Below are 22,848 nucleotides of genomic sequence, written 5' to 3'. Positions count from 1 at the left end.
TTAATGTTGAATCTTAAAAATTTCCCATGTATTCGGGAAGTAAACATGAACTACTTTTCTTCAAACTTTAAACTCGGCATTCTTGGTGGTGGACAATTAGGCAAAATGATTTTGTATCATACGCGCAAATACGACATACATACATGCGTGTTAGACCCTAGCAAAGATGCACCTGCAAGACTGGCTTGTGATGAATTTTCGGTTGGCGATTTATTGGATTATGAAACGGTTGTTAACTTCGGAAAACAAGTTGATATCCTTACTATTGAAATTGAAAACGTAAACGTTGAAGCTCTTGAAGCACTTGAAAAGGAAGGCGTAAAAGTTTACCCTTCTGCAAAGACGTTACGCACCATTCAAAATAAAGCAAATCAAAAATTATTTTATCGCGACCACGACATCCCAACGGCTGATTTTTCGAGATTTGCACATACATCCGAAATTGAAGATGCTGTAGATAATGGTGGATTAGATTATCCATTCGTTTGGAAAAGTGCACGGTTTGGATATGATGGGCAAGGTGTAAAAGTTGTAAGACGCTACACGGATTTGGTAGATTTACCGAATGTTGAATGCATTGCAGAAGATTTAATTCCGTTTAAAAACGAATTGGCAGTCATTGTTGCAAGAAACAGTAAAGGTCATTTAAAAACATATCCAGTGGTTGAGATGGAGTTTCATCCTGAAGCCAATCAAGTTGAGTATGTAATTTGTCCGGCTAGAATTCCAGATAACATTGCAAAAAAGGCCGAACTTGTAGCCTTAAAAGCTGCAGCAGCTTTTGAGCATGTTGGACTTTTGGCTGTAGAAATGTTTCAAACTGAAAATGATGATATTATTGTAAACGAAGTTGCACCAAGACCTCATAACTCTGGTCATTACAGCATAGAAGCGAGTTATACAGACCAGTTTGAGCAGCATTTAAGATGTATTTTAGGACTTCCGCTAGGTAATACAGACAGTAAAGTAGCAGGTGTTATGGTGAATTTGGTTGGTGCTGAGGACCACACAGGAAATGTACTTTACAAAAACATTGAAGACATTATGGCAATGGATGGCGTAACACCACACATTTACGGTAAAAAACAAACACGTCCTTTCCGTAAAATGGGCCATGTAACCATTGTAAATAAAGACATCAACAAAGCAAGAGAAATTGCCGAAAACGTAAAACGAACTATAGAAGTAATAAGCGAATAACCATGAGCAAAGTAGGAGTTATAATGGGAAGCAAAAGCGATTTGCCAGTAATGCAAGACGCTATTGATATATTAAAAGGATTTGATATCGAAGTAGAAGTTGATATCGTATCTGCACATCGTACACCAGATAAATTATTCGATTATAGTAAAAATGCACATACCAGAGGTATTAAGGTAATTGTTGCTGGTGCTGGTGGTGCAGCGCATTTACCAGGTATGGTAGCTTCATTATCACCTCTGCCTGTTATAGGAGTTCCAGTTAAAAGTAGCAACTCAATAGATGGTTGGGATTCTGTTTTATCAATTTTACAAATGCCAGGCGGAGTTCCTGTGGCGACCGTAGCACTAAATGGAGCTAAAAATGCAGGCATCCTAGCAGCTCAAATTTTAGGCAGTTCAGATCAGTGTATTTTAGACAAGGTAATTGTTTACAAAGAAGGTTTAAAAGCTAAGGTTATCGAGTCTGCAAAAGACCTATAAAAAAGCCTCAACTTCCGTCAAGGCTTTTTTTGCTATTAACCAATCCTTAAGAACAAAAAGTTCTTGTTCGTCAAAGATGCTGCAAAGGTAATTAAACTTATTTAACTGGTAAACACCAACATCATAAAATAGCGTTAAAATTCACATTATCAACAATATACGTAAGAAAAATTAGACGATAAGACAATGACTATTCTAAATAAAACTTTTGATACTCAATACAATACAGCTCCATTCTCAAAAATAAAAAATGAAGATTTTCTTCCAGCGTTTAAAACAGCTATTGAGAACGCTAAAAATGAGATTGATGCGATTGTAAACAATACTGAATCACCAACTTTTCAAAATACTATTGAGGCCCTAGATTATTCGGGCGAACAATTAGATAGAATCTCTAGTATTTTCTTCAATTTAAATTCAGCAGAAACAAATGATGAGATTCAAAAAATTGCTCAAGAAGTTTCGCCTATATTATCTGAATTTAGCAACGATATTACATTGAATGAAGATTTGTTCAAACGTGTAAAGGCTGTTTACGATTCTAAAAATGGCTTAGAATTAACAACAGAACAAGAAACGCTTCTGGATAAAAAGTATAAAAGTTTCTCGAGAAATGGTGCTAATTTATCTGAAGACAAAAAAGAAAAATTACGTACTATTGACAAAGAATTAAGTCAGCTAAAACTAAAATTTGGTGAGCACATTTTAGCAGAAACCAATAAATTTGAAATGCTTCTTACTGACGAATCTGATCTTTCTGGTTTACCAGAAGGAGCAAAAGAAGCAGCAAAACAATTAGCTGAAAGCAAAGGTAAAGATGGCTGGCTAATCACTTTAGATTATCCTAGTTACATCCCTTTTATGACTTATGCTGATAATCGCGAACTACGCGAAAAATTATCCAAAGCTTTTGGCAGCAAAGGATTTCATAACGACGACTTAGACAACCAAGATATTGTACTAAAGATTGCTAATCTTCGTTTTGAGCGCGCTCAACTTTTAGGCTATAAAACCCATGCTCATTTTGTTTTAGAAGAGCGAATGGCAGAAACACCTGAGAAAGTCAATGCTTTTTTAAATGAACTTTTAGATAAAGCAAAACCAGCCGCACAAGAAGAATTTGAAAAACTTGAAGCTTTTGCAAAAGAAATTGATAATATAGATCAATTACAAAAATGGGATTCGGCTTACTATTCTGAAAAATTGAAACAAAAATTATTCGATTTGGATGACGAAAAATTAAAGCCATATTTCAAATTAGAAAATGTTATTGATGGTGCATTTACTGTTGCCAATAAATTATTTGGGCTTCAGTTTGAAGAAATAAATACTATCGATAAATATCATGAAGATGTTTTAACTTATAAAGTTACAGACAGTGAAGGCGAATTGGTTTCTATATTTTATGCCGACTTTTTCCCTAGATCAGGAAAACGTAATGGTGCCTGGATGACCTCTTATAAACCACAAATGATAAAAAATGGTGTTAATGAAAGACCTCATGCATCTATCGTTTGTAATTTCACCAAACCAACAAAGAGTAAACCTTCGTTATTAACCTTTAATGAAGTTACGACTTTGTTTCACGAATTTGGGCACGCACTTCATGGCATGTTAGCCAACACCACCTATCCTAGCCTTTCTGGCACAAGCGTGTATTGGGACTTTGTAGAATTACCAAGCCAGGTTTTAGAAAATTGGTGTTACGAGGAAGAATCTCTAAAACTCTTTGCTACGCATTACGAAACAGGAGAAGTAATTCCGATGGATCTCGTTGAAAAGATAAAGGCATCATCAACCTTCCATGAAGGTATGCAAACCTTACGTCAGCTGAGTTTTGGAATGCTAGACATGAGCTGGCATGGTATAGATCCAACAGCAATTACAAACGTAAAAGCGCATGAAGTTAAAGCTTTTGGTGCGACAAAACTTTATCCTGATGTTGAAGAAAACTGTATGAGCACAGCTTTTGCACACATCTTTCAAGGAGGTTATTCTTCTGGCTACTACAGCTACAAATGGGCAGAAGTTTTAGATGCAGATGCGTTTGAATATTTTAAACAGGGAGGCATTTTTAATAAAACGGTTGCCGATAAATTTAAAACGTTTGTGCTATCTCAAGGAGGGACTGAAAACCCAATGACATTATATAAAAAGTTTAGAGGGCAAGAACCTCAACCTGAAGCGTTGTTACGACGTGCTGGTTTGATAAAATAAGCACAAACTTAATTCGTTTTAGTACTGCATGAAGTTTCTAAAACCTATAGGACATATCTTATTTATAGCGCTCTTAACCATATTAACCCAAGTTGGTGGATTACTATGGTTAATGAGTGTTTTTATTGCTGCAAAGCTTCAAAAAAGGAAACGGTACACTTTCCCTATTGTATATCTTGCTTTCAATCTCATTATAATTCCAAGTGTGACGCCTTATTTTGGAAGAAAAAAACTCCCACTAATAAAAAGTGCACTAAAACCTCAAAACCTTATCTATCCGTTATTGTTCCGAAATTATGTAGACAATGAACTTTATGATGTTTTACAAAAATCAACCATAGATTTAGCTCACTTAGGCATTAAAACAACTTACCTAGATGCTAATTTCCCTTTTTTAAATGGGTTTCCTCTATTTCCTCATCTTAGTCATAATGATGGAAAAAAAATAGATATCGCATTTATGTATTTAGAAAACAACAACAAAACAGATCAAAAGCCTTCGTTTATGGGTTATGGAGCTTTTACAACTGAATCAAACCCTACGTCCAATCAGTGTAAAAAACAAGGCTATTGGCAGTACGACCTAACGAAATACTTATCTCCAGACAAAAGTGATGCACTCCAATTGGATAGAGAAAACACTAAAACGCTTATTCAAGGATTGCTTTACAGAGATAAAAACTCAAAAATTTTTATAGAACCTTATCTAAAAAAAGAATTAGGATTAAGCAAATACGATAATGTCAGATTTCATGGATGCCAAGCTGTAAGGCATGACGACCATATACATTTTGAAATAAAATAAACTTTCAGTAATTATTGAAAGTTTAAAATTTATTGTATATTTGCTACATGGATTATCAAGAAGCAAAAGAAAAGTTTATTAGTACTTGGGGTAGTTTAGGTACACTTTGGGGCATCAATAAAGCGATGGCTCAGATACAAGCTTTGCTTTTTATTTCTACAAAACCCTTATCCATGGAAGAGATTATGGAAGAACTTAAAATCTCACGTGGTAATACCAGTATGAACTTAAGACAACTTATAGATTGGGGAATTGTAACCAAGGTCTTAGTAAGTGGTGAACGCAAAGAGTTTTTTACAACAGAAAAAGATGTACAAGAGCTTGCTCGCATTGTTGCCAAAGAACGTAGCCGTAGAGAAATAAAACCTGTAATCAAAGTTTTAGAAGATGTCTCCTCTATTAAAGATGATGGCACAGAAAAGACAAAGGAATTGATTAAACAAACCAAGGCTTTAAAAGAACTTACAGACGATTTAGACACCTTAATGAACAAGTTAGTAAACCAAAAACAAAACTGGTTAACAAAGTCTGTTTTAAAGTTAATGAAGTAGATTATATTTTTTTAAACACAACTTTCAATATTTTTTGAAAGTTTTAAAATAATAGAATTATGAAAACAACAAAAGTTATTTACCTGCTTAATATCACATTAATTGTCTTTAACCTAATACTCATTCTTATACCTTTCTACGCACTACTTTTCTTAATGGTATTAGGTGCATTTCAGATTTTATTTGCAATAATAATTGGGTTTCATTTTAAAGAAATGTCGGCTACAACTAAAACAAACTTCCTTATTTATATATTTTTAGTTGCATCTGTACTTTGCACATTCCTCCTTATTAGTAAAGGTTTTTTAGATTCCGGACAACAACTTATAACCTTGTGTTTTGTGACATCAATTTGCCTTGCGTTTTATAATTTATTCATCACTTACAAAACTCAGAAATAATGAATAAAAATCTTAAGACCCCTTTTGGAAAAATTGATTTTTCATGGAGAAAAACCCTTTGGTTATACACAATGATATTTCCAATCTTATTTATTGATTTCTCATCAATTCAATGGCAAGATTTAGCTTTAAATATTTTACTCTTGTTCTTAACTGTAGGTATAGGTCACTCTGTCGGTTTACATAGAGGCATCATTCATAAATCCTACAAAACAAGTAAAACATTTAGAAAAATCAGCCTCTATCTTTTTGCACTGACTGGATTGGGAAGTCCATTGAATTGGTTAAAACAACATTACTTTAGAGACTATTGGCAAAACAGAAATGATTGCCCTAGATACTTTCAATATAAACATTCTTTATTCACAGATTACTACTGGAATCTTCATCTTACTTTTATTCCAACAGATTTAGTACGTTATCAAATTCCAGAAGAGGATTTAAACGATTCAACTATACTTTGGCTACATAAAACATGGCAATTACATTATATCATCTTTATGCTCCTACTATATTTTCTTGTTGGTTTTAACAGCATGCTTATTGCAACATGTTTACGTACGTCAATCATAATTCTTGGCCACTGGTATATTGGCTACGCATCACATAAATACGGTTACTCTAGACATAAAATAAATGGCGCAGATGAGAGTGGCTACAACGACATATTACTTGGATTACTATCATTTGGAGAAGGTTTTCACAACAACCATCACTCTTATCCTACTTCAGCTAAATTTTCTTCAAAATGGTATGAAATAGATTTTGGATGGATGATTGCATATTTATTAAAAAAGTTAAGAATCATTTCTGCTGTAAAAACACAGAAAGGAAATTTAAAATCAACCGCAATAGCTTACAATTCTACAAATTGGAAATTACCAAAACTATAACACCATGAAAACACAATCCATACCTTACAGCGATTTTGCAGAACAAAACCGAATAGAAATGGTAGATTTCTATAACGAAGCTACCGAAGATTATGAGTTTTGGAGTTCTGATTACAACATGCATTTTGGTTATTTCATTCCGTTTAAAACAAATCCTTTTAAACGCGATTCTATGCTAAATGAAATGAACAATCAAGTCACAAAAAGACTAAACATAGGTAAAACCAAAAACAGACTTATCGACCTAGGTTGTGGTATGGGAGCCACAATGCGATATACATTAGAACATTACAAAAACGTCGTAGCTTACGGAGTAACATTATCCGATTTTCAGGTAAAAAAAGGCAACGAATTACTAGAAGGTAAAAACGGTATCATTTTAAAAGAAAATTATAACAACACCTCATTTCAATCCGACTCATTTGACTCTGCTGTAGCTATTGAAAGCTTTTGTCATTCGGGTCATAATTTTAATTCCCTCAAAGAAATGCACAGACTACTAAAACCTGGAGGTCGCTTTGTTATGGCTGATGCTTTTCTAAAAAAAGACAGATCTCGACTATGCAAAGGCGGCAAATTTGCCTACAATAAATTATGTAACCATTGGAGTTTAGAAAAACTAGAGACACACCAGCGCATAACGGAAAATTTAAAAGAACTAGGATTTACCAACATAAAGGTTGAAGATGTCTCGATGAGAGTAGCTCCTTCTGTTCTGCATGTGCCTTTTGCCATTTTAGGGTTTATTTTCAAGAAAATTTTTGGTTTCAAGAATCTAAAAAGAGAAAGTCTTCATAATTTAAAAGGATCTTTCTACGCTCTTTTATCTGGTTTGCATCTTAAAAGTTTTGGGTATTACATTATAAGTGCAACAAAACGTTAGGAAAATGTGAACACGTATTTTAGGTCTTAATTTTTTAACCTATTTTTGAATAAGCAATGAGAATGAAAAATGGCTAACCATCAATTAAATCCTAACAACTGGATTGATTTGTATTCAGATTACCTATTCAATTATACCATCTCTAGAGTTAACGATAGAGCAATGGCTCAAGACTTGGTATCTGAAACTTTTTTGGCTGGTCTAAAATCCATGAACAATTTTAAAGGCGAAGCCAGTGAGCGCACTTGGCTAGTCTCTATTCTTAAGCGGAAAATCATAGATTATTACAGAAAAATAAATTCTAACAAAGGAAAAGCTGAAGTTAGAATGACCTACAACAATGATTCTGAATCTGAAGGCGATTGGCTAGAAGAACGTGTAGCCGATCCTTTTGATAAAACCGCAGAAGACAAATTAGAAAACACCGAATTAGGCAATGCTATATATGATTGTTTATCTAAACTTCCTGAAAAACAAGCTGAAGTTTTTAAGATGAAGACAATTTTAGGTTATGACACCGAAACGATTTGTAATGAATTAAATATTACTCCGTCTAACCTTTGGGTACTAATACACAGAGCAAGAACAGCTTTAGCTGATTGCATGGAAGAAAATTGGTTTTAAAATCAAAATGAAAAAAAGTTTTTTATTTATAAGTTGCGAAGAGGCCAAACACATTTGTGATAAATCGCAATATGGTGAAGCTACTGGTTGGGAACGCATAAAATTAGCTCTGAGGCTTTCATGGTGTCGTGTCACCAAGGCATATTCTAATAAAAATAATAAGTTAACAGACACTATAGAACATGCTAAAGTTGATTGTTTAAATACTGATGAACGTGATAAAATAAAACACCAGTTTGAAGAAGAATTAGCTAAGCATCAATAAAACTATTAACCATAAAATTGGGAGACTTTCTACCCAAAACGCACTGTAATACTGAAATTGCTTTTTGTGAGCAAATAACACAAAACAAAGTGTAGTTATAAGCATTACAACATTTGATATTATATCAACACGCTCTATGTCATCTTTAAAAAACTCTAAAAGAAAAAACAAAACTAATAACAAGATACCTATAATTTTGGTGTTTCTTACACCAATTTGCTGAGGGATAGTTGCTAGTTTAATACTGTCGTAAATAAGATCTCTAATTTCAAAAGGAAGCATTAATACAATTACAAAAATAAAACGTTGAACTCCTGTTATTACAACATCAATATTTATATGGTAACCATTTTCAATTAATGGTAAAAAGACTGTTGTAAATACCCAAACCAAGGCAATAACATAAACCTTTAACCCACTAACCTGCCGTAGGTTTTTTTGACTATCCCTAAAGTATCGCATTGGTAATAAAGGTATCGCATACAAAAAAGTTATAACTCCAAAAACAGCAAGATAAATAAGTGAGTTTAAATTTAACTTTAGCGTATAATAGCACATACCTAAAAAGGCAAAAAAGGAAAATATCTGAATTGCTTTTAGCCAAGCTGCTAAACTTCTATGATGAAACTTAGCTACACCAAAATACTTCACAAAATTGTAACCAGTAATGGTGGCAAAGAAAACAAAAACTAATACATTTTTATCATACCCTATTTCAAACTGAACTAATGATACCCAAGTCATAGCCACCACAGCCAAAGCCACATGAATACTACTATTAATGTAAAAATTAAATATTTGCCTTAACATAGTCATTAAACAAAAATAATCAATGTGTTAATAACCCTTAGTTTCGGTTAAAAACTTTAGTTCTCATTACTCAATAAAATAGTGGTTTTCTGTATTTTTGCATATCAAAAAAAATCGCAGAATAAAGAATGGATACAACCTCTTTTGCACTTAGACACATTGGCCCAAACCAAGCACAAAAAAACGCAATGTTAGACACCATTGGTGCTTCTAGCATAGAGCAACTAGTTTCAGAAACCATACCAGCAGGTATTAGACTAAAAAAAGACTTAGATCTAGAACCTGCAATGAGCGAACAAGAATATTTACAACATATAAATAAACTATCTCAGCTCAATAAAGTATTCAAATCTTACATCGGTTTAGGATACCATCCTTCTAATCTTCCGGCTGTTATTCAACGAAATATTTTAGAAAATCCAGGCTGGTATACAGCTTACACACCTTACCAAGCAGAAATTGCTCAAGGTCGTTTAGAAGCACTATTAAATTTCCAAACTATGATTATTGATTTAACAGGTATGGAAATTGCAAATGCATCACTTTTAGATGAAAGTACTGCAGCTGCAGAAGCTATGAGCTTATTATTTGCGGTTAGAGATCGTGCTCAGAAAAAAGCAGGTGTCAACAAATTTTTTGTTTCAGATTTAGTATTACCACAAACTATTGCCCTTTTAGAAACCAGAGCAACACCAATTGGTATTGAATTAGAAATTGGTAATGAAGCAGAATACAACCTATCTGAAGATTATTTTGGAGCGCTTTTACAATATCCTGGTAAAAACGGACAAATTACAGACATAAAATCTTTTATAGAGAAAGCCAATGCTCAAAACATCAAAGTAGCTGTAGCTGCAGATATTTTAAGCTTAGTAAAACTTGAGGCACCTGGTAAATTTGGTGCTGATGTGGTTGTTGGTACAACACAACGATTTGGTATACCAATGGGTTATGGTGGTCCTCATGCAGCTTATTTTGCTACAAAGGAAGCCTATAAAAGAGACGTTCCTGGTCGTATTATTGGTGTTACAAAAGATACTAATGGCAACAGAGCCTTACGTATGGCTTTACAAACCAGAGAACAACACATTAAAAGAGACAAAGCAACTTCCAACATTTGTACAGCACAGGTCTTATTAGCTGTTATGGCAGGAATGTACGCTGTATATCACGGACCAAAAGGTTTAGAGTTTATTGCTAATAAAGTTCAGAATACCACAGCAACCTTAGCCACTGCTTTAGAAAAATTAGGTTTAGAGCAAGTTAACTCACATTATTTTGACACTATCCAAATAAAAGCAGATCCTGTTAAAGTAAAATACGAAGCAGAAAAGAAAGAAGTTAACTTCTATTATCCAGACAACAATACTGTTACTATAGCTATAAATGAAACTACTACAGTTTCAGACTTAAATGAAATTATTTCAATTTTTGAAGCTGTAACAGAAACAACTACAGATGAGATTACATCAATTTCTGAAGCTAATACAATTCCAGATCACTTAAAGCGTCAAACAGAATTTTTAACTTTTGATGTTTTTAATGCTTACCATTCTGAAACAGAATTAATGCGCTATATTAAAAAATTAGAGCGTAAAGATTTGGCATTGAACCACTCTATGATTTCTTTAGGATCTTGTACTATGAAGCTCAATGCTGCTTCAGAAATGTTACCACTTAGTTGGCCAAGTTGGGGCAATATGCATCCATTTGCACCAAAAGAGCAAGCTGCTGGTTACCAATTAATGCTAAACACATTAGAAAATCAACTTACAGAAATTACTGGCTTTGCCGCAACATCTTTACAACCAAACTCTGGAGCGCAAGGTGAATTTGCTGGACTTATGGTTATTAAAGCCTATCACGAATCTCGTGGAGATCACCACAGAAATATTTGCTTAATTCCATCATCTGCACACGGAACAAATCCTGCAAGTGCAGTTATGGCAGGTATGAAAGTAGTTGTAACAAAAGCGTCTGAGGATGGAAACATTGACGTAGAAGATTTAAGAGAAAAAGCAGAATTACATAAGGATAACCTTTCTGCATTAATGGTAACTTACCCATCTACGCATGGGGTTTACGAATCTGCAATTAAAGAGATTACACAGATCATCCACGATAATGGAGGACAAGTTTATATGGATGGTGCCAACATGAATGCACAAGTTGGTTTAACCAATCCTGGAAATATTGGTGCAGATGTTTGTCACCTTAACTTACACAAAACCTTTGCTATTCCTCATGGAGGAGGTGGACCTGGAGTTGGCCCTATTTGTGTTGCAGAACAATTGGTGCCTTTTTTACCAGGCAACCCGATTATAAAAACAGGTGGTCATCAGTCTATTTCTGCAATTTCAGCAGCACCTTTTGGTTCTGCATTAGTGTGTCTAATTTCTTATGGCTACATCTCAATGTTAGGTGCTAAAGGTCTGAAAGAAGCTACCGAAGCCGCAATTCTTAATGCCAACTACATTAAGGAACGTTTAGAAGACTACTATCCAACACTATATACAGGTGAAAACGGAAGAGCTGCTCACGAAATGATAATAGATTGCCGTGATTTTAAAGCCAAAGGTATTGAGGTCACAGATATTGCAAAGCGTTTGATGGATTATGGTTTCCATGCACCAACCGTATCATTCCCAGTTGCAGGTACTATGATGATAGAACCTACAGAGAGTGAAAGTAAAGCAGAAATGGATCGTTTTTGTGACGCAATGATTTCTATAAGAAAAGAAATAGACAGTGCCTCTAAAGACGAACCAAATAACGTACTAAAAAATGCACCACATACACTAGAAATGCTTACTTCAGATGAATGGTTATTACCTTACAGTCGAGAAGCTGCAGCTTTCCCACTAGACTATATTAGAGATAATAAATTTTGGCCAAGTGTACGACGTGTAGATGATGCATATGGAGACAGAAATTTAATTTGTAGCTGTGCGCCTATTGAAGATTATATAGAAGCTTAATATTTAATATAAATAAAAAAAGTGTCCAATTTGGACACTTTTTTTATGTTATTTTTAATAGAATTCATAATAATTGAGAATTTAAAAAAAATATCTCTTTTACAAGATAAATTTATTCTCATGTATTAGAGTTTAACTAGTTTAGTAAATTAATAGCAAATTTTGAGGTATGGGAATTAAGATCACAGGAACTGGTAGTTACATTCCAAAAAGTGTAGAAAAGAATGAAGATTTTCACCAGCATCAATTTTTAAATGCAGATGGTTCTACTATAGACTATCCAAATGAAGTCATTGTAGAAAAATTCAAAGCCATTACTGGCATTGTTGAACGTCGTTATGCAGACGATCAGTTAGTCGCTTCAGACATTGGTTTTCTTGCCGCACAAAAAGCTATTGACGATGCCAATATCGATCCTGAAACAATAGATTATATTATCTGTGCTCATAATTTTGGCGATGTAAAAGCCAATACTATTCAGAGTGATATTTTACCATGTTTGGCTTCACGAATTAAACACAGACTTCGCATCAAGAATCCTAAATGTGTTGCTTACGACATTTTATTTGGTTGTCCTGGTTGGGTAGAAGGTGTTATACAAGCGCAGGCTTACATTAAAGCTGGTATGGCAAAACGCTGTCTTGTGATTGGTGCAGAAACTTTATCTCGCGTTGTAGATAAACACGATAGAGATTCAATGATATATTCTGATGGTGCTGGCGCAAGTATTGTTGAAGCAACAGATGGTAATGATGGTATTTTAGCACATGAATCCGCTTCATTCACTTATGATGAAGCATATTATCTATTCTTTGGTAATTCTAATAATAAAGACTTATGTCCTGACACGCGCTACATAAAAATGCATGGTCGTAAAATTTATGAATTTGCATTGACTAACGTAGCTCAAGCTATGAAAGATTGCTTAGAAAAAAGTGGTGTAGACATTTCTGAAGTAAAGAAAGTACTCATCCATCAGGCTAACGAAAAAATGGATGAGGCTATTATAAAACGTTTCTACAGACTTTTTAAAGCGAAAGCTCCTGAAGGTATTATGCCAATGAGCATTCATAAATTAGGAAACAGTTCTGTAGCTACTGTCCCTACCCTTTTCGACTTAATACGAAACAATAAACTCGAAGATCACCAAATCAATAAAGGAGATGTTATTATATTTGCAAGTGTTGGCGCTGGTATGCATATCAACGCTATTGTTTACAGATATTAATAAAACTTTACCGCTGTTGCGGAAATGTAATGTACGAAAAAACATATCCTAACAAGCGATTTAAACTCACTCTTCAGTTTTTACAAAAACACATTTCTACCTCTGAAACAATTTTAGATTTAGGTGTTAAAAATCCATTTTCAGAAATTATGCTTTCTGAAGGTTATACTGTTGAAAACACCAAAGGCGAAGACCTTGACGAAGACCGTTCTACAATAGAAAATTCTTCTGCCGATGTTGTTACTGCTTTTGAAATTTTTGAACACTTACTCTCTCCTTACGAGGTTTTAAAATCTATTAAAACCGAAAAACTTGTCATTAGCGTTCCTCTAAGATTATGGTTTGCTTCAGCGTACAGAAGTAAGACTGATAAATGGGACAGACATTACCATGAGTTTGAAGATTGGCAACTCGATTGGTTATTAGAAAAAACAGGCTGGAAAATTATAGACCGACAACAATGGACAAATCCTGTAAAAAAAATCGGTATTAGACCGCTTTTAAGACACTTTACAAATCGGTATTATATTGTTTATGCTATTAAAAATTCCAAATAACAATTCCTAAATTCCAATTGCTTATATTTAGTTTTGGAATTTAGAATTTGAAATTTGAACATTTACATCATCATACCAGCTCATAACGAAGAGGCTTTTATTAGTAAAACACTAGAGTCTTTAGCAAAGCAAACACTTTTGCCTAAAAAGTTGGTTGTGGTTAATGATAATTCTACCGATAATACAGAAGCTGTAGTTGATGGTTTTTCAAAAATGCATCCTTGGATTTCTCAGGTGATTTCAAAATCATCAGATCAGCATTTACCTGGTTCTAAAATCATAAATGCCTTTTACAAGGGCTTTGAAACTTTAGATGACAACTATGATGTGATTTGTAAGTTTGATGCAGACCTTATTTTTCCGGATAATTATTTAGAAACGCTGGCTAATCATTATAATAAAAATCCTAAACTTGGTATGGCTTCTGGTTTTTGTTATATCGAAAAAGACAACCAATGGATTCTTGAAAACCTTACTAATAAAGATCATATTAGAGGTGCCTTGAAAGCTTATCGTAAAACCTGTTTTAATCAAATTGGGCAACTAAAACCTTCTATGGGCTGGGATACTGTAGATGAGTTATTAGCAAAATTTCATGGTTGGGACATTCTAACAGACGAATCACTTCATGTAAAACACCTGAAACCTACAGGACAATCTTACAACAAGGCTTCTAAATACCTGCAAGGTGAAGCGATGTATAAAATGCGCTATGGTTTTTGGATTACTTTAATTTCTGCTATAAAATTAGCGTCTAAGAAAGGCAGCTTTAGGTTGTTTAGATATTATATGGCTGGTTATTTTAAAGCGAAGTCCTCAAAAACTGAATTTCTGGTTTCTAAAGATGAAGGTAAGTTTATTAGAGACTTGCGTTGGAAAGGGATAAAATCCAAGCTTCATTAACTAAGTTTTTTAAAATTTGAATAAAGCTCACGAATTCTATTATGAAAGAAAAATTAACTTTTTTAATTTTTTCAATTTTAACTTTTCTATTAATAAGTTGTAATGCTGTAAGTATTCAAAATACTTCAAATGATTTCAAATGGAAGAATAAAAAATTTGATAATAAATTTGAATTAAAGCTCGATTATAAACCTACAATAATTAATAAGATAATATCTAAAGAACCCATATTCTTTGACTTAAATGACTCTTTAAGTCTAGATATAAAATATCGAATTAAAAGCACTTTAGTTAAAAAACTCAAAAAAAGAAATATTTATTTAACAGAAAAGGACGAAATTATATTATCAGTAGACTCTTTGGTTTTTCAAGAATATTCTGAATCAAAATCTGTTTACTCCAACGACGGATTGGAATACTTAAATGATTCGGAGCAAGATTTCTTTAAATTCAAAATAGTTGGATCCATAAAATCAAAACGACTGGAAGAAGAAATTGCAGTAAAAAAAGAACACAATACAGATCCTCGAGAATCATATACTATTTCTGGTATTATTGTAAAAGACGGAATTAACGCAAATGCAGAAAAAATGATTGAAAACACCATTAACGAATTTAGTTATAGAGTTTATGAAAAACTAAAATAAGTCTAAGGATTCCGAAACAAGTTCAGCATGATGAAACTTATTAAAAACTCCATTTTTTATAACTGCTTGATGCTTCTATTTTGTTTTCAATAGCATCATCTAGTTCTGGGAAGAAATCTATTCCTGTTAATTTTTCAACCTCATCTACAGATACCACAAACTTATATAATGGCATATCTGAGTCATTATGATTCATCAGAAAAGCTAATACTTTCGGCTTTCCGTTGGTATTATCTAAAACAATTTTATAAAACTGATTTGGCACAGCAACACGCTCTTCGCCTATTGTTTTTAGACCGTCTTTTAAAATTCCTCCTGTAACCACAAAAACACCATCGTACTTTTTAGCCCAATACCTTACTTTCTGTTCTAATCTGTTCCATACACCAGCATTAAATTGATGTTCTTGCGGACTAATATTACTGGTTAAAAAGGTTTCATCGTGTGCTGATTTACTAAACCTACGATCTCCTGCAGGACAAAGATGGCCTCGATCGTAACCCGATTGCTTATAATTTCTCCAATGCGCTGCTCCACTTTTTACAGCATTATCAATTTCAAAATATGGTCGTTTGTGATTTGTAGAACTCAGATGTGAGGACTTAAGTTCATATGCTACCCACTCTGCTTGTTCGTGTGGCTCACTATACGATAATGAATAGTTTTGATGATGTACAATTTGTCCTGTAGTACTAGTCGGTAAAAAGTATTCGTTGGTTTCCGTTTTTGGTTGTTTACCTTCTTCTACAATAGCCGATTTTGCTTCTGAATTAAGGTAATGCTCAAAAACATAAATAGCTATCAAAATTATGATAGCTATTATGGAATATAGTCGTTTTTTGTTCAAAATAAAGCCTAATCTATTACAAAACCTAAAGGTTGACCTGTAGCTCCATTAGGAAAACTAATCCCTAAAAGCGCAGAAATTGTTGGTGCTATATCTGGTATAACAGTTTTATTTACCGTTTCGCCATGTTTAATTCCTTTTCCGAAAAACAGTAATGGCACATGTGTGTCATAATTAAGTCCGCTACCATGTGTAGAGCCTGTTTTGCTGTAAGCAATGTGTGCTATATCATCTACAATAATAACATCACCTGAACGCTTTTGGTTAAATCCATTTTGTAACAACGCTTCAATTCCTGTTGTAAAATTAGTGCTATTCATAGTTGTTGCTGTATACACCTTTGCGATGTTTGAATAACTGATTTGCTCATCTACCAAGGCTTGTTCTACATCATGAAGATTTAAGTTTAACTCTTTAAGCTTTGCCTTATTTAAAAACACTTGGTTATTACTTATGTTTTCTACAATCTCTGTTGTACCATAAGTATCGGTTAAAAACTTATTGAATTTTTCTTTTCTAGAATTGTAGTCTAAATAGCCTGCTGGAATTTTTACGGACTGTAAATATGCTGGCACATCTACAGCGCCATGATCTGCCGTAAGAAAAACAGTGTATTCACCTTCGCCAACATTCTCGTCTAAATAATTAAAGAATCTTTCTAAATCTTTATCTAATCGAATGTATGTATCTTCTACTTCTTTTGAGTTTACACCAAAATTATGACCTACATAATCTGTTGAAGAAAAACTTACCGTTAATACATCGGTGTCATTATCCTGCCCTAAAGCTTCTCCTTCAATTGCTGCTAAAGCAAAGTCTAAGGTTAAACTATTACCATAAGCCGTCGCTTTTAACACATCGTAACCTCCATTAGTATCTTTTAGTGCTGCTAAATCGTAAGGAAATGTTGCTGTTTCTTTACCTCTAAATCCCTTTTCGTAATTATTAAGATCGCTACCACTTTCTACATAAGTCTCTATTGGTTGGTAGGTATCCCAAACTTTAAGGTAAGATTCGACAGCATCAGAGTCATTAAAATCTTCTACCCATTTTGGTAAATCATTTCTATAAAAGGTACTGGTAATCCATACTCCTTCATTCTTTCCATGAAACCAATATGCTGCATTTGCTGTATGACCTGCTGGTAAAATAGCACCTCTATCTTTTATAGCTATACCTATAGTTTTTCCACGCATTTGCGTAAATAGTCTATTCTCATCTGCAACGCTTGTGGTTAACATTCTGTGTGGAGACATTTTACCTGCCGAATGTTCGGTTCCTACAGAAGCTACAGAATCATCTTGCGCACAGTAAACAGATTCTTTAATATCTTTATCGTACCAATTGTTAGAAATAATACCATGATATTTTGGCGTAGTACCTGTATAAACTGAAGTGTGTCCAGGTCCTGTATAAGTTGGTACATAATTAAAGTGGTTATTTTTACAATTAAAACCTTCGTTAATCATACGCATAAAACCGCCATTACCAAATTTAGACTCAAAACGTGTTAAGTAGTCGTAACGCATTTGGTCCACAACGATACCTACAACTAATTTAGGTTTTGAGCTGGTTTCTTTATTTGTATTTTCAACAATACTAACCTGTGTTTTCTCTTGTGCTCCACATGAACAAAACAAGGATAATAAAACAATTAAAGTGAAGATATTTTTCATAATTAAAAAGTGCATTTTTTGAACTTCAAAAATACAGTTTTTAAGACATCTTAATTTAAATTAACATTAATAAACTCATCTTTTTTCATACTTTAGCAGTAAGAAATTCTTGCATGAAGTACCTTCATAATATTGGCGCTTATTTTATAATGATTAAAGATATTTTTCGCAAACCAACTAAATGGTCTGTGATGAAAACTTTAATTCTTAAAGACATTGACGACCTCATCATTGGTTCTCTTGGTATTGTTGCTTTCATTGGTTTTTTTGTTGGTGGAGTTGTTGCTATACAAACCTCATTAAATATTAGTAACCCATTAATACCAAAGTACCTTGTTGGTTTTGCAACAAGACAATCTATAATACTTGAATTTGCACCTACATTTATCTCTATAATTATGGCTGGTAAAGTAGGCTCATTTATTACTTCTAGCATAGGTACAATGCGCGTTACAGAGCAAATTGATGCCTTAGAAGTAATGGGAATTAATGCTATTAACTATTTAGTTTTCCCAAAGTTTATTGCGTTAACGCTATACCCTTTTGTAATTTCAATTGCCATGTTCTTAGGAATATTAGGTGGTTTAGCTGCTTGTGTTTACGGTGGCTATGGGACATTAGAAGATTATGTTACAGGTATACAAAATGATTTTATACCATTTCATATGGCATATGCATTTATAAAAACAATGGTTTTTGCATTTATTTTAGCAACCATACCTTCCTTTTATGGTTATTTTATGAAAGGCGGAGCTCTGGAAGTTGGTAAAGCCAGTACCACTTCTTTTGTGTGGACAAGTGTTGTTATTATTCTGCTAAACTTTTTATTAACCAGTTTACTTTTAGGCTAATGATAGAAGTTAAAAACTTACATAAATCGTTTGGTGATGCCCACATTTTAAAAGGTATCTCTACTACTTTTGATAAAGGCAAAACCAATCTTATTATCGGTCAAAGTGGCTCTGGAAAAACTGTTTTTTTAAAATGTTTACTTGGGTTGTTTGATTATGAAAAAGGTAGTATTGCTTATGATGGTAAAATTTTTAGCAAGTTGAGTAGAGATGAGAGAACCGAGCTTCGTTCTGAAATTGGCATGGTATTTCAAGGTAGTGCGCTTTTTGATTCAATGACTATTGCAGAAAACGTGATGTTTCCGTTACGAATGTTTACTAAACAAAGTAAGAGTGAAATGGAAGATAGAGCTGATTTTGTTTTAAAACGTGTTAACTTACCTGATGCTCATAATAAAATGCCAAGTGAAGCTTCTGGTGGTATGCAAAAACGTGTTGCCATTGCCAGAGCGATTGTAAATAACCCAAAATATTTATTTTGTGATGAACCAAATTCTGGACTAGACCCAAGAACTTCTATAGTAATAGATAACCTTATTCAGGAAATTACGGATGAATACCAAATTACAACAGTCATCAATTCACATGACATGAATTCTGTTATGGAAATTGGTGAAAAAATTGTTTTTCTTCAATATGGTCTCAAAGAATGGGAAGGCTCTAAAGACACTATTTTTAGAACAGATAACGAGGCTGTAACCAGTTTTGTTTACTCATCTGAATTATTTAAAAAAGTCCGTAGAATGTATATAGAAGAGAATCAATAACTAATCTCTTTTAATACTCACTTTATCTGTTTTTAAAGCCTGTTTCAACCAAATTAAAAGTTCGCCTTCTTTTACTAAAACCAAACTATCGTTAAGTGACTCTTTCCACTTTACGTTTGCTACAGAAAGTGTATCTACTTTAATAAAATCTTTAGACTCTAACATCTTGGCATAACCAAAATACTCTAAATCAGAAAATCTTATTTTGGCGTCCTTAGCTAAGCTGGAAAATGCTACTTCTCCAGAAGTATTTTTGGCTTCTATCTGCTGATTTAACCCTGAAACAGTTCCTTGCAGCTCTGTAATTTGCCTCTGTAATCCAGAGATAATAAGATCTTTTTTATCTAACTCATCAATAGCTCTATCGTAAGCATCAGAGAGTTTATCGAAGCTACGATTTTTATTTCCGAAAATCTCTAATTGAAAGTCTTTTAGATTTTCATATTGCTTAAGTTCGTTTTTAAGGTCAGTTTCTGTCGCTTCAGAAATTTCTCCATTAAAATAAAGTGTGATTTTTTTATCGGTATAATGCGGTATGCCTTTTTGAAACCAAAGTTCGTTATTGGTCTCTATTTCATTTTTGATGAACTTACTATAATCGTTATCATAACCACTCTGCTTTAATACTTTTAAAAATGTAATTGTAGGATACACCATCACAATTATTGCAACTAGAGCTGCAAATCTTGCTATACGCTTTCGCTTTAAAGAATTTGCATATTTAAGCATTGGAAAACGCAACACTTTGAGCACTATAAATGTTGCTAAGGCAATGAATATGGTATTGATTGTAAACAAATTCATTGCGCCTAAAAAATAAGTCCAATTAGACTTTGCCAACCCATATCCTGCTGTACACAAAGGTGGCATTAATGCTGTTGCAATCGCAACACCAAAAATTACCGATGCTATAGTTCCTTTTTTGGTTCTTGCAATAATTAAAGCCAAACCACCAAAAAAGGCAATAAGCACATCTCTAATATCTGGTTTTACGCGACCAAGTAATTCACTAGTATCTTCACTTAATGGAAAGAATTTAAAAAACAACCAAGCTGTTAATAAACTCAGTACAATCATGGTGGCTAAATTTATTAATGACTTTTTAAGGGTATCTATATCATTAATAGCAATAGACATACCAACACCAAGAATTGGTCCCATTAATGGTGAAATTAACATGGCACCAATAACCACTGCTGTAGAATCTGCGTTCAATCCTACAGAAGCAACCATTATAGAACACACCAAAATCCAAGCTGTTGCTCCTTTAAAAGATATATCTGCCTTTATGGCTTCAATTGTAGCATCTCTATCTGTATCGTCTCTAAAGTCTAAAAGCTCACTGAGAAAGTTTTTGATACTCGCAAACAAACCTTGCGCATCCTTCTTTACGGCTTCCTTTTTTTCTTCAACGGCAGCCTCCTTATTCATTTCGTTTGTTACTCTCGAGTTTTCTTCCTCAGAAAAATTGAATTTATTTTCGTTACTCATATGTTAACCATATTCTTCTCCAAAGTTGGCTTTTACATTTTGGAGTACTTTTTTAATGTCTTGTTCTTTTGCTTTAGGAAAGATAAGCAAAACTTCGTCTTTATCTACAATGATATAATCTTTTAATCCGTCAACAACAACGATTTTATCTTTTTTAGATCTAATCATATTTCCAGATGCATCTTCGGCTAATACCTTAGCGTTTACAACTGCATTATCATTGGTATCTTTATCTAATTTATCGTAAAGACTTCCCCAAGTACCAAGGTCGTTCCAATCGAAAGTTGCCGGAATTACATAGACATTGTTACTTTTCTCCATTAAAGCGTAATCTACAGATATGTTTTCTGCTTTTGGATAGTTGTCTTTTATAAAATCATCTTCAAATTCTGTGTTATACACATTATAACCACTTTCAAAAAGTTGATATAATTCTGGTTGATTTCTTTGAAACGCAGCGACTACAGATTTTACGCTCCACATAAAAATTCCTGCATTCCAAAGAAAATTACCTTGTGCTAAAAAAGATTTAGCAGTTTCGTAATCTGGTTTTTCGCGGAATTGATCAACTGACTTCACTTCGGCTACGCTCAGTGACCGTTCTTTATCAAACTCTATGTAACCGTAACCTGTATTTGGGAAGGTTGGTGTTATACCTAACGTCATCAAAGCATCGTTAGACTCACAATAATCAAAGGCTGTTTGTACATTGTTTGAAAATGCATCTTCATCCTCTATCCAGTGGTCACTTGGTGCCACAATCATTACTGCATTTTCATTTTCTTTTTGAATTTTTAGAGATGCATATAATATACAAGGAGCTGTGTTTCGCATTGCTGGCTCTAATACAACCTGACGTTTTGTAACACTTGGTAATTGTTCAAAAACCAAATCATTATAACGCTCATTGGTAAGAATAAAAATATTTTCTTCGGGAATAAGTTTTGCGAGGCGATTAAAGGTTTTTTGGATTAAGGTATCACCTGTTCCTAACATATCATGAAATTGTTTAGGAAAGTTCTGTGTACTTACTGGCCAAAATCTTGAGCCTACTCCACCTGCCATTAAAATGGCGTAATAATTTTTGTTTTTCATTTGTCTAGTATTTCTACTTCTGCATTTGGATTAAACAAATATAGTTTACCTGTTTTTACCTCAACACATTCTATTCGTTTTCTTCTTGTATTTCCTTTTTTAAATACTCTACCATTATAGAGTTTAAAAGTTGTGCCCAAAGGTACTTCAAAAACGTAGGTTTTATCTTCACCTTCGTCGAATCGCTTCAATGCTAAGGCGAGTTGCGTATCTGTGTCGCTAGATGCTTTTGGGTTTCTAAAGTGCTTAGCAAGTAAAGGTAATAACTCTACAGGAAAGACTTCTGGTCTTAAAAATGGCAACATTAAATGCTGAAAGGTCAGCTTCCATTCTTTACCATGTGGTTTTATGAATCGTCCAAATTTGGTGAATGCTTCGAAGTGAGCAATTTCATGAACGAGTGTAATTAAAAAACGATAAGCATTTAAATTCGCATTTACAGTAATCTGATGCTTACCATTCGGCAATTGCCTGTAATCACCATGTTTGGTCTTACGTTCTTGTTTTACTTTAACCACCAAATTATCCTTTGCCAGTAAGGCTTTAACCTGAGCTTGGGCTTGCTCTGGAATAAACTCTAAAAGTTGATCTTGCATTAAAACAAAAGTAGTGGATTTAATGTTTTTATAAAATCAATAAAATAAAAAGCACTCCATTTTAGAGAAGTGCTTTTTCTA

Annotated in this window: 22 protein-coding genes; 16 read left to right on the top strand and 6 right to left on the bottom strand. The window is 33.6% G+C overall.

Annotated features, from left to right (window positions below):
- The first annotated feature begins 45 nt into the window (after window positions 1-45).
- From V1468_RS14230 to V1468_RS14190, 9 genes are all read left to right on the top strand, one after another.
- A complete protein-coding gene (locus tag V1468_RS14230; RefSeq protein WP_331810891.1) occupies window positions 46-1,200 on the top strand; it encodes a 5-(carboxyamino)imidazole ribonucleotide synthase in 1,155 nt (384 codons plus the stop codon).
- 2 nt (window positions 1,201-1,202) lie between these two features.
- Window positions 1,203-1,682 carry a 5-(carboxyamino)imidazole ribonucleotide mutase gene (purE, locus tag V1468_RS14225; protein ID WP_331810890.1) on the top strand — a complete coding sequence of 160 codons (480 nt, stop codon included), beginning with the start codon at window positions 1,203-1,205 and terminating at the stop codon, window positions 1,680-1,682.
- Window positions 1,683-1,868: 186 nt separating this feature from the next.
- Complete coding sequence (locus V1468_RS14220) at window positions 1,869-3,899, top strand: M3 family metallopeptidase (RefSeq protein WP_331810889.1); 2,031 nt, start codon at window positions 1,869-1,871, stop codon at window positions 3,897-3,899.
- Window positions 3,900-3,927: 28 nt separating this feature from the next.
- Complete coding sequence (locus V1468_RS14215; RefSeq protein WP_331810888.1) at window positions 3,928-4,704, top strand: hypothetical protein; 777 nt, start codon at window positions 3,928-3,930, stop codon at window positions 4,702-4,704.
- A gap of 47 nt (window positions 4,705-4,751) precedes the next feature.
- Window positions 4,752-5,255, top strand: a complete 504-nt coding sequence (locus tag V1468_RS14210; protein WP_331810887.1) for a GbsR/MarR family transcriptional regulator — start codon at window positions 4,752-4,754, stop codon at window positions 5,253-5,255.
- A gap of 400 nt (window positions 5,256-5,655) precedes the next feature.
- On the top strand, window positions 5,656-6,549 hold the full coding sequence (locus V1468_RS14205; protein WP_331810886.1) for a fatty acid desaturase: 894 nt from the start codon (window positions 5,656-5,658) through the stop codon (window positions 6,547-6,549).
- A gap of 4 nt (window positions 6,550-6,553) precedes the next feature.
- Window positions 6,554-7,432: an SAM-dependent methyltransferase gene (locus V1468_RS14200; protein WP_331810885.1), complete on the top strand. Its 879-nt coding sequence runs from the start codon at window positions 6,554-6,556 to the stop codon at window positions 7,430-7,432.
- 69 nt (window positions 7,433-7,501) lie between these two features.
- The gene (locus tag V1468_RS14195) at window positions 7,502-8,056 is read left to right on the top strand and encodes a sigma-70 family RNA polymerase sigma factor (protein ID WP_331810884.1); all 555 of its coding nucleotides are present in this window, start codon (window positions 7,502-7,504) and stop codon (window positions 8,054-8,056) included.
- A gap of 7 nt (window positions 8,057-8,063) precedes the next feature.
- Window positions 8,064-8,321, top strand: coding sequence for a hypothetical protein (locus tag V1468_RS14190; protein ID WP_331810883.1), 258 nt, complete (start codon window positions 8,064-8,066; stop codon window positions 8,319-8,321).
- Here V1468_RS14190 and V1468_RS14185 read toward each other — a convergent pair.
- Window positions 8,304-9,131 (bottom strand): UbiA prenyltransferase family protein, encoded by an 828-nt coding sequence (locus tag V1468_RS14185; RefSeq protein ID WP_331810882.1) that lies wholly within the window; start codon window positions 9,129-9,131, stop codon window positions 8,304-8,306. The two genes, V1468_RS14190 and V1468_RS14185, sit on opposite strands and share 18 nt — an antisense overlap.
- Before the next feature lie 128 nt (window positions 9,132-9,259).
- Here V1468_RS14185 and gcvP point away from each other — a divergent pair, with 128 nt between their 5' ends.
- The 5 genes from gcvP to V1468_RS14160 all read left to right on the top strand — a co-directional run bounded on the left by gcvP (window position 9,260) and on the right by V1468_RS14160 (window position 15,444).
- Window positions 9,260-12,109 (top strand): aminomethyl-transferring glycine dehydrogenase, encoded by a 2,850-nt coding sequence (gene gcvP, locus V1468_RS14180; protein WP_331810881.1) that lies wholly within the window; start codon window positions 9,260-9,262, stop codon window positions 12,107-12,109.
- A 169-nt stretch (window positions 12,110-12,278) separates the two neighbouring features.
- Window positions 12,279-13,337, top strand: a complete 1,059-nt coding sequence (locus tag V1468_RS14175; RefSeq protein WP_331810880.1) for a 3-oxoacyl-ACP synthase III family protein — start codon at window positions 12,279-12,281, stop codon at window positions 13,335-13,337.
- Between the two features lie 29 nt (window positions 13,338-13,366).
- A complete protein-coding gene (locus V1468_RS14170) occupies window positions 13,367-13,894 on the top strand; it encodes a class I SAM-dependent methyltransferase (RefSeq protein WP_331810879.1) in 528 nt (175 codons plus the stop codon).
- A 54-nt stretch (window positions 13,895-13,948) separates the two neighbouring features.
- Window positions 13,949-14,797 carry a glycosyltransferase family 2 protein gene (locus V1468_RS14165; RefSeq protein WP_331810878.1) on the top strand — a complete coding sequence of 283 codons (849 nt, stop codon included), beginning with the start codon at window positions 13,949-13,951 and terminating at the stop codon, window positions 14,795-14,797.
- 41 nt (window positions 14,798-14,838) lie between these two features.
- Entirely contained in the window at window positions 14,839-15,444 is a 606-nt protein-coding gene (locus tag V1468_RS14160) for a hypothetical protein (RefSeq protein ID WP_331810877.1), read from the top strand.
- A 40-nt stretch (window positions 15,445-15,484) separates the two neighbouring features.
- On the opposite strand, the gene V1468_RS14155 is transcribed toward V1468_RS14160, so the two are convergent.
- Together V1468_RS14155 and pafA are read right to left on the bottom strand one after the other, a co-directional pair.
- Window positions 15,485-16,291, bottom strand: coding sequence for a DNA/RNA non-specific endonuclease (locus V1468_RS14155; RefSeq protein WP_331810876.1), 807 nt, complete (start codon window positions 16,289-16,291; stop codon window positions 15,485-15,487).
- Between the two features lie 8 nt (window positions 16,292-16,299).
- Window positions 16,300-17,967, bottom strand: a complete 1,668-nt coding sequence (pafA, locus tag V1468_RS14150; protein ID WP_331810875.1) for an alkaline phosphatase PafA — start codon at window positions 17,965-17,967, stop codon at window positions 16,300-16,302.
- Between the two features lie 113 nt (window positions 17,968-18,080).
- On the opposite strand from pafA, the gene V1468_RS14145 reads away from it, so the two are divergent.
- Both V1468_RS14145 and V1468_RS14140 read left to right on the top strand, forming a co-directional pair.
- On the top strand, window positions 18,081-18,818 hold the full coding sequence (locus V1468_RS14145; RefSeq protein WP_331810874.1) for an MlaE family ABC transporter permease: 738 nt from the start codon (window positions 18,081-18,083) through the stop codon (window positions 18,816-18,818).
- Window positions 18,818-19,585, top strand: coding sequence for an ABC transporter ATP-binding protein (locus tag V1468_RS14140; protein ID WP_331810873.1), 768 nt, complete (start codon window positions 18,818-18,820; stop codon window positions 19,583-19,585). The genes V1468_RS14145 and V1468_RS14140 overlap by 1 nt, the downstream gene beginning before the upstream one ends.
- On the opposite strand, the gene V1468_RS14135 is transcribed toward V1468_RS14140, so the two are convergent.
- The 3 genes from V1468_RS14135 to V1468_RS14125 are packed head-to-tail and all read right to left on the bottom strand — an operon-like array spanning window position 19,586 to window position 22,767.
- The gene (locus tag V1468_RS14135; protein WP_331810872.1) at window positions 19,586-21,076 is read right to left on the bottom strand and encodes a DUF389 domain-containing protein; all 1,491 of its coding nucleotides are present in this window, start codon (window positions 21,074-21,076) and stop codon (window positions 19,586-19,588) included.
- Window positions 21,077-21,079: 3 nt separating this feature from the next.
- Window positions 21,080-22,171 (bottom strand): mannose-1-phosphate guanylyltransferase, encoded by a 1,092-nt coding sequence (locus V1468_RS14130; protein WP_331810871.1) that lies wholly within the window; start codon window positions 22,169-22,171, stop codon window positions 21,080-21,082.
- Complete coding sequence (locus V1468_RS14125; RefSeq protein ID WP_331810870.1) at window positions 22,168-22,767, bottom strand: SprT-like domain-containing protein; 600 nt, start codon at window positions 22,765-22,767, stop codon at window positions 22,168-22,170. The genes V1468_RS14130 and V1468_RS14125 overlap by 4 nt, the downstream gene beginning before the upstream one ends.
- Window positions 22,768-22,848: the final 81 nt, after the last annotated feature.

Origin of the sequence: Winogradskyella poriferorum (genome assembly GCF_036553625.1) — a bacterium.
Lineage (GTDB): Bacteria > Bacteroidota > Bacteroidia > Flavobacteriales > Flavobacteriaceae > Winogradskyella > Winogradskyella poriferorum.
The sequence above is the reverse complement of the archived record's forward strand: the minus strand, read 5'-3'. Positions and strand labels throughout refer to the sequence as shown.

Bases quoted from the DNA above. Each gene is read 5' to 3' on its own strand.
- V1468_RS14185 (WP_331810882.1), bottom strand. From the start codon at position 9,131: ATGTTAAGGCAAATATTTAATTTTTACATTAATAGTAGTATTCATGTG.
- gcvP (WP_331810881.1), top strand. From the start codon at position 9,260: ATGGATACAACCTCTTTTGCACTTAGACACATTGGCCCAAACCAAGCA.
- V1468_RS14195 (WP_331810884.1), top strand. From the start codon at position 7,502: ATGGCTAACCATCAATTAAATCCTAACAACTGGATTGATTTGTATTCA.
- V1468_RS14205 (WP_331810886.1), top strand. From the start codon at position 5,656: ATGAATAAAAATCTTAAGACCCCTTTTGGAAAAATTGATTTTTCATGG.
- V1468_RS14125 (WP_331810870.1), bottom strand. From the start codon at position 22,767: ATGCAAGATCAACTTTTAGAGTTTATTCCAGAGCAAGCCCAAGCTCAG.
- V1468_RS14130 (WP_331810871.1), bottom strand. From the start codon at position 22,171: ATGAAAAACAAAAATTATTACGCCATTTTAATGGCAGGTGGAGTAGGC.
- V1468_RS14215 (WP_331810888.1), top strand. From the start codon at position 3,928: ATGAAGTTTCTAAAACCTATAGGACATATCTTATTTATAGCGCTCTTA.
- pafA (WP_331810875.1), bottom strand. From the start codon at position 17,967: ATGAAAAATATCTTCACTTTAATTGTTTTATTATCCTTGTTTTGTTCA.
- V1468_RS14190 (WP_331810883.1), top strand. From the start codon at position 8,064: ATGAAAAAAAGTTTTTTATTTATAAGTTGCGAAGAGGCCAAACACATT.
- V1468_RS14145 (WP_331810874.1), top strand. From the start codon at position 18,081: ATGAAGTACCTTCATAATATTGGCGCTTATTTTATAATGATTAAAGAT.
- V1468_RS14230 (WP_331810891.1), top strand. From the start codon at position 46: ATGAACTACTTTTCTTCAAACTTTAAACTCGGCATTCTTGGTGGTGGA.
- V1468_RS14135 (WP_331810872.1), bottom strand. From the start codon at position 21,076: ATGAGTAACGAAAATAAATTCAATTTTTCTGAGGAAGAAAACTCGAGA.
- V1468_RS14210 (WP_331810887.1), top strand. From the start codon at position 4,752: ATGGATTATCAAGAAGCAAAAGAAAAGTTTATTAGTACTTGGGGTAGT.
- V1468_RS14175 (WP_331810880.1), top strand. From the start codon at position 12,279: ATGGGAATTAAGATCACAGGAACTGGTAGTTACATTCCAAAAAGTGTA.
- V1468_RS14140 (WP_331810873.1), top strand. From the start codon at position 18,818: ATGATAGAAGTTAAAAACTTACATAAATCGTTTGGTGATGCCCACATT.
- V1468_RS14220 (WP_331810889.1), top strand. From the start codon at position 1,869: ATGACTATTCTAAATAAAACTTTTGATACTCAATACAATACAGCTCCA.
- purE (WP_331810890.1), top strand. From the start codon at position 1,203: ATGAGCAAAGTAGGAGTTATAATGGGAAGCAAAAGCGATTTGCCAGTA.
- V1468_RS14200 (WP_331810885.1), top strand. From the start codon at position 6,554: ATGAAAACACAATCCATACCTTACAGCGATTTTGCAGAACAAAACCGA.
- V1468_RS14160 (WP_331810877.1), top strand. From the start codon at position 14,839: ATGAAAGAAAAATTAACTTTTTTAATTTTTTCAATTTTAACTTTTCTA.
- V1468_RS14170 (WP_331810879.1), top strand. From the start codon at position 13,367: ATGTACGAAAAAACATATCCTAACAAGCGATTTAAACTCACTCTTCAG.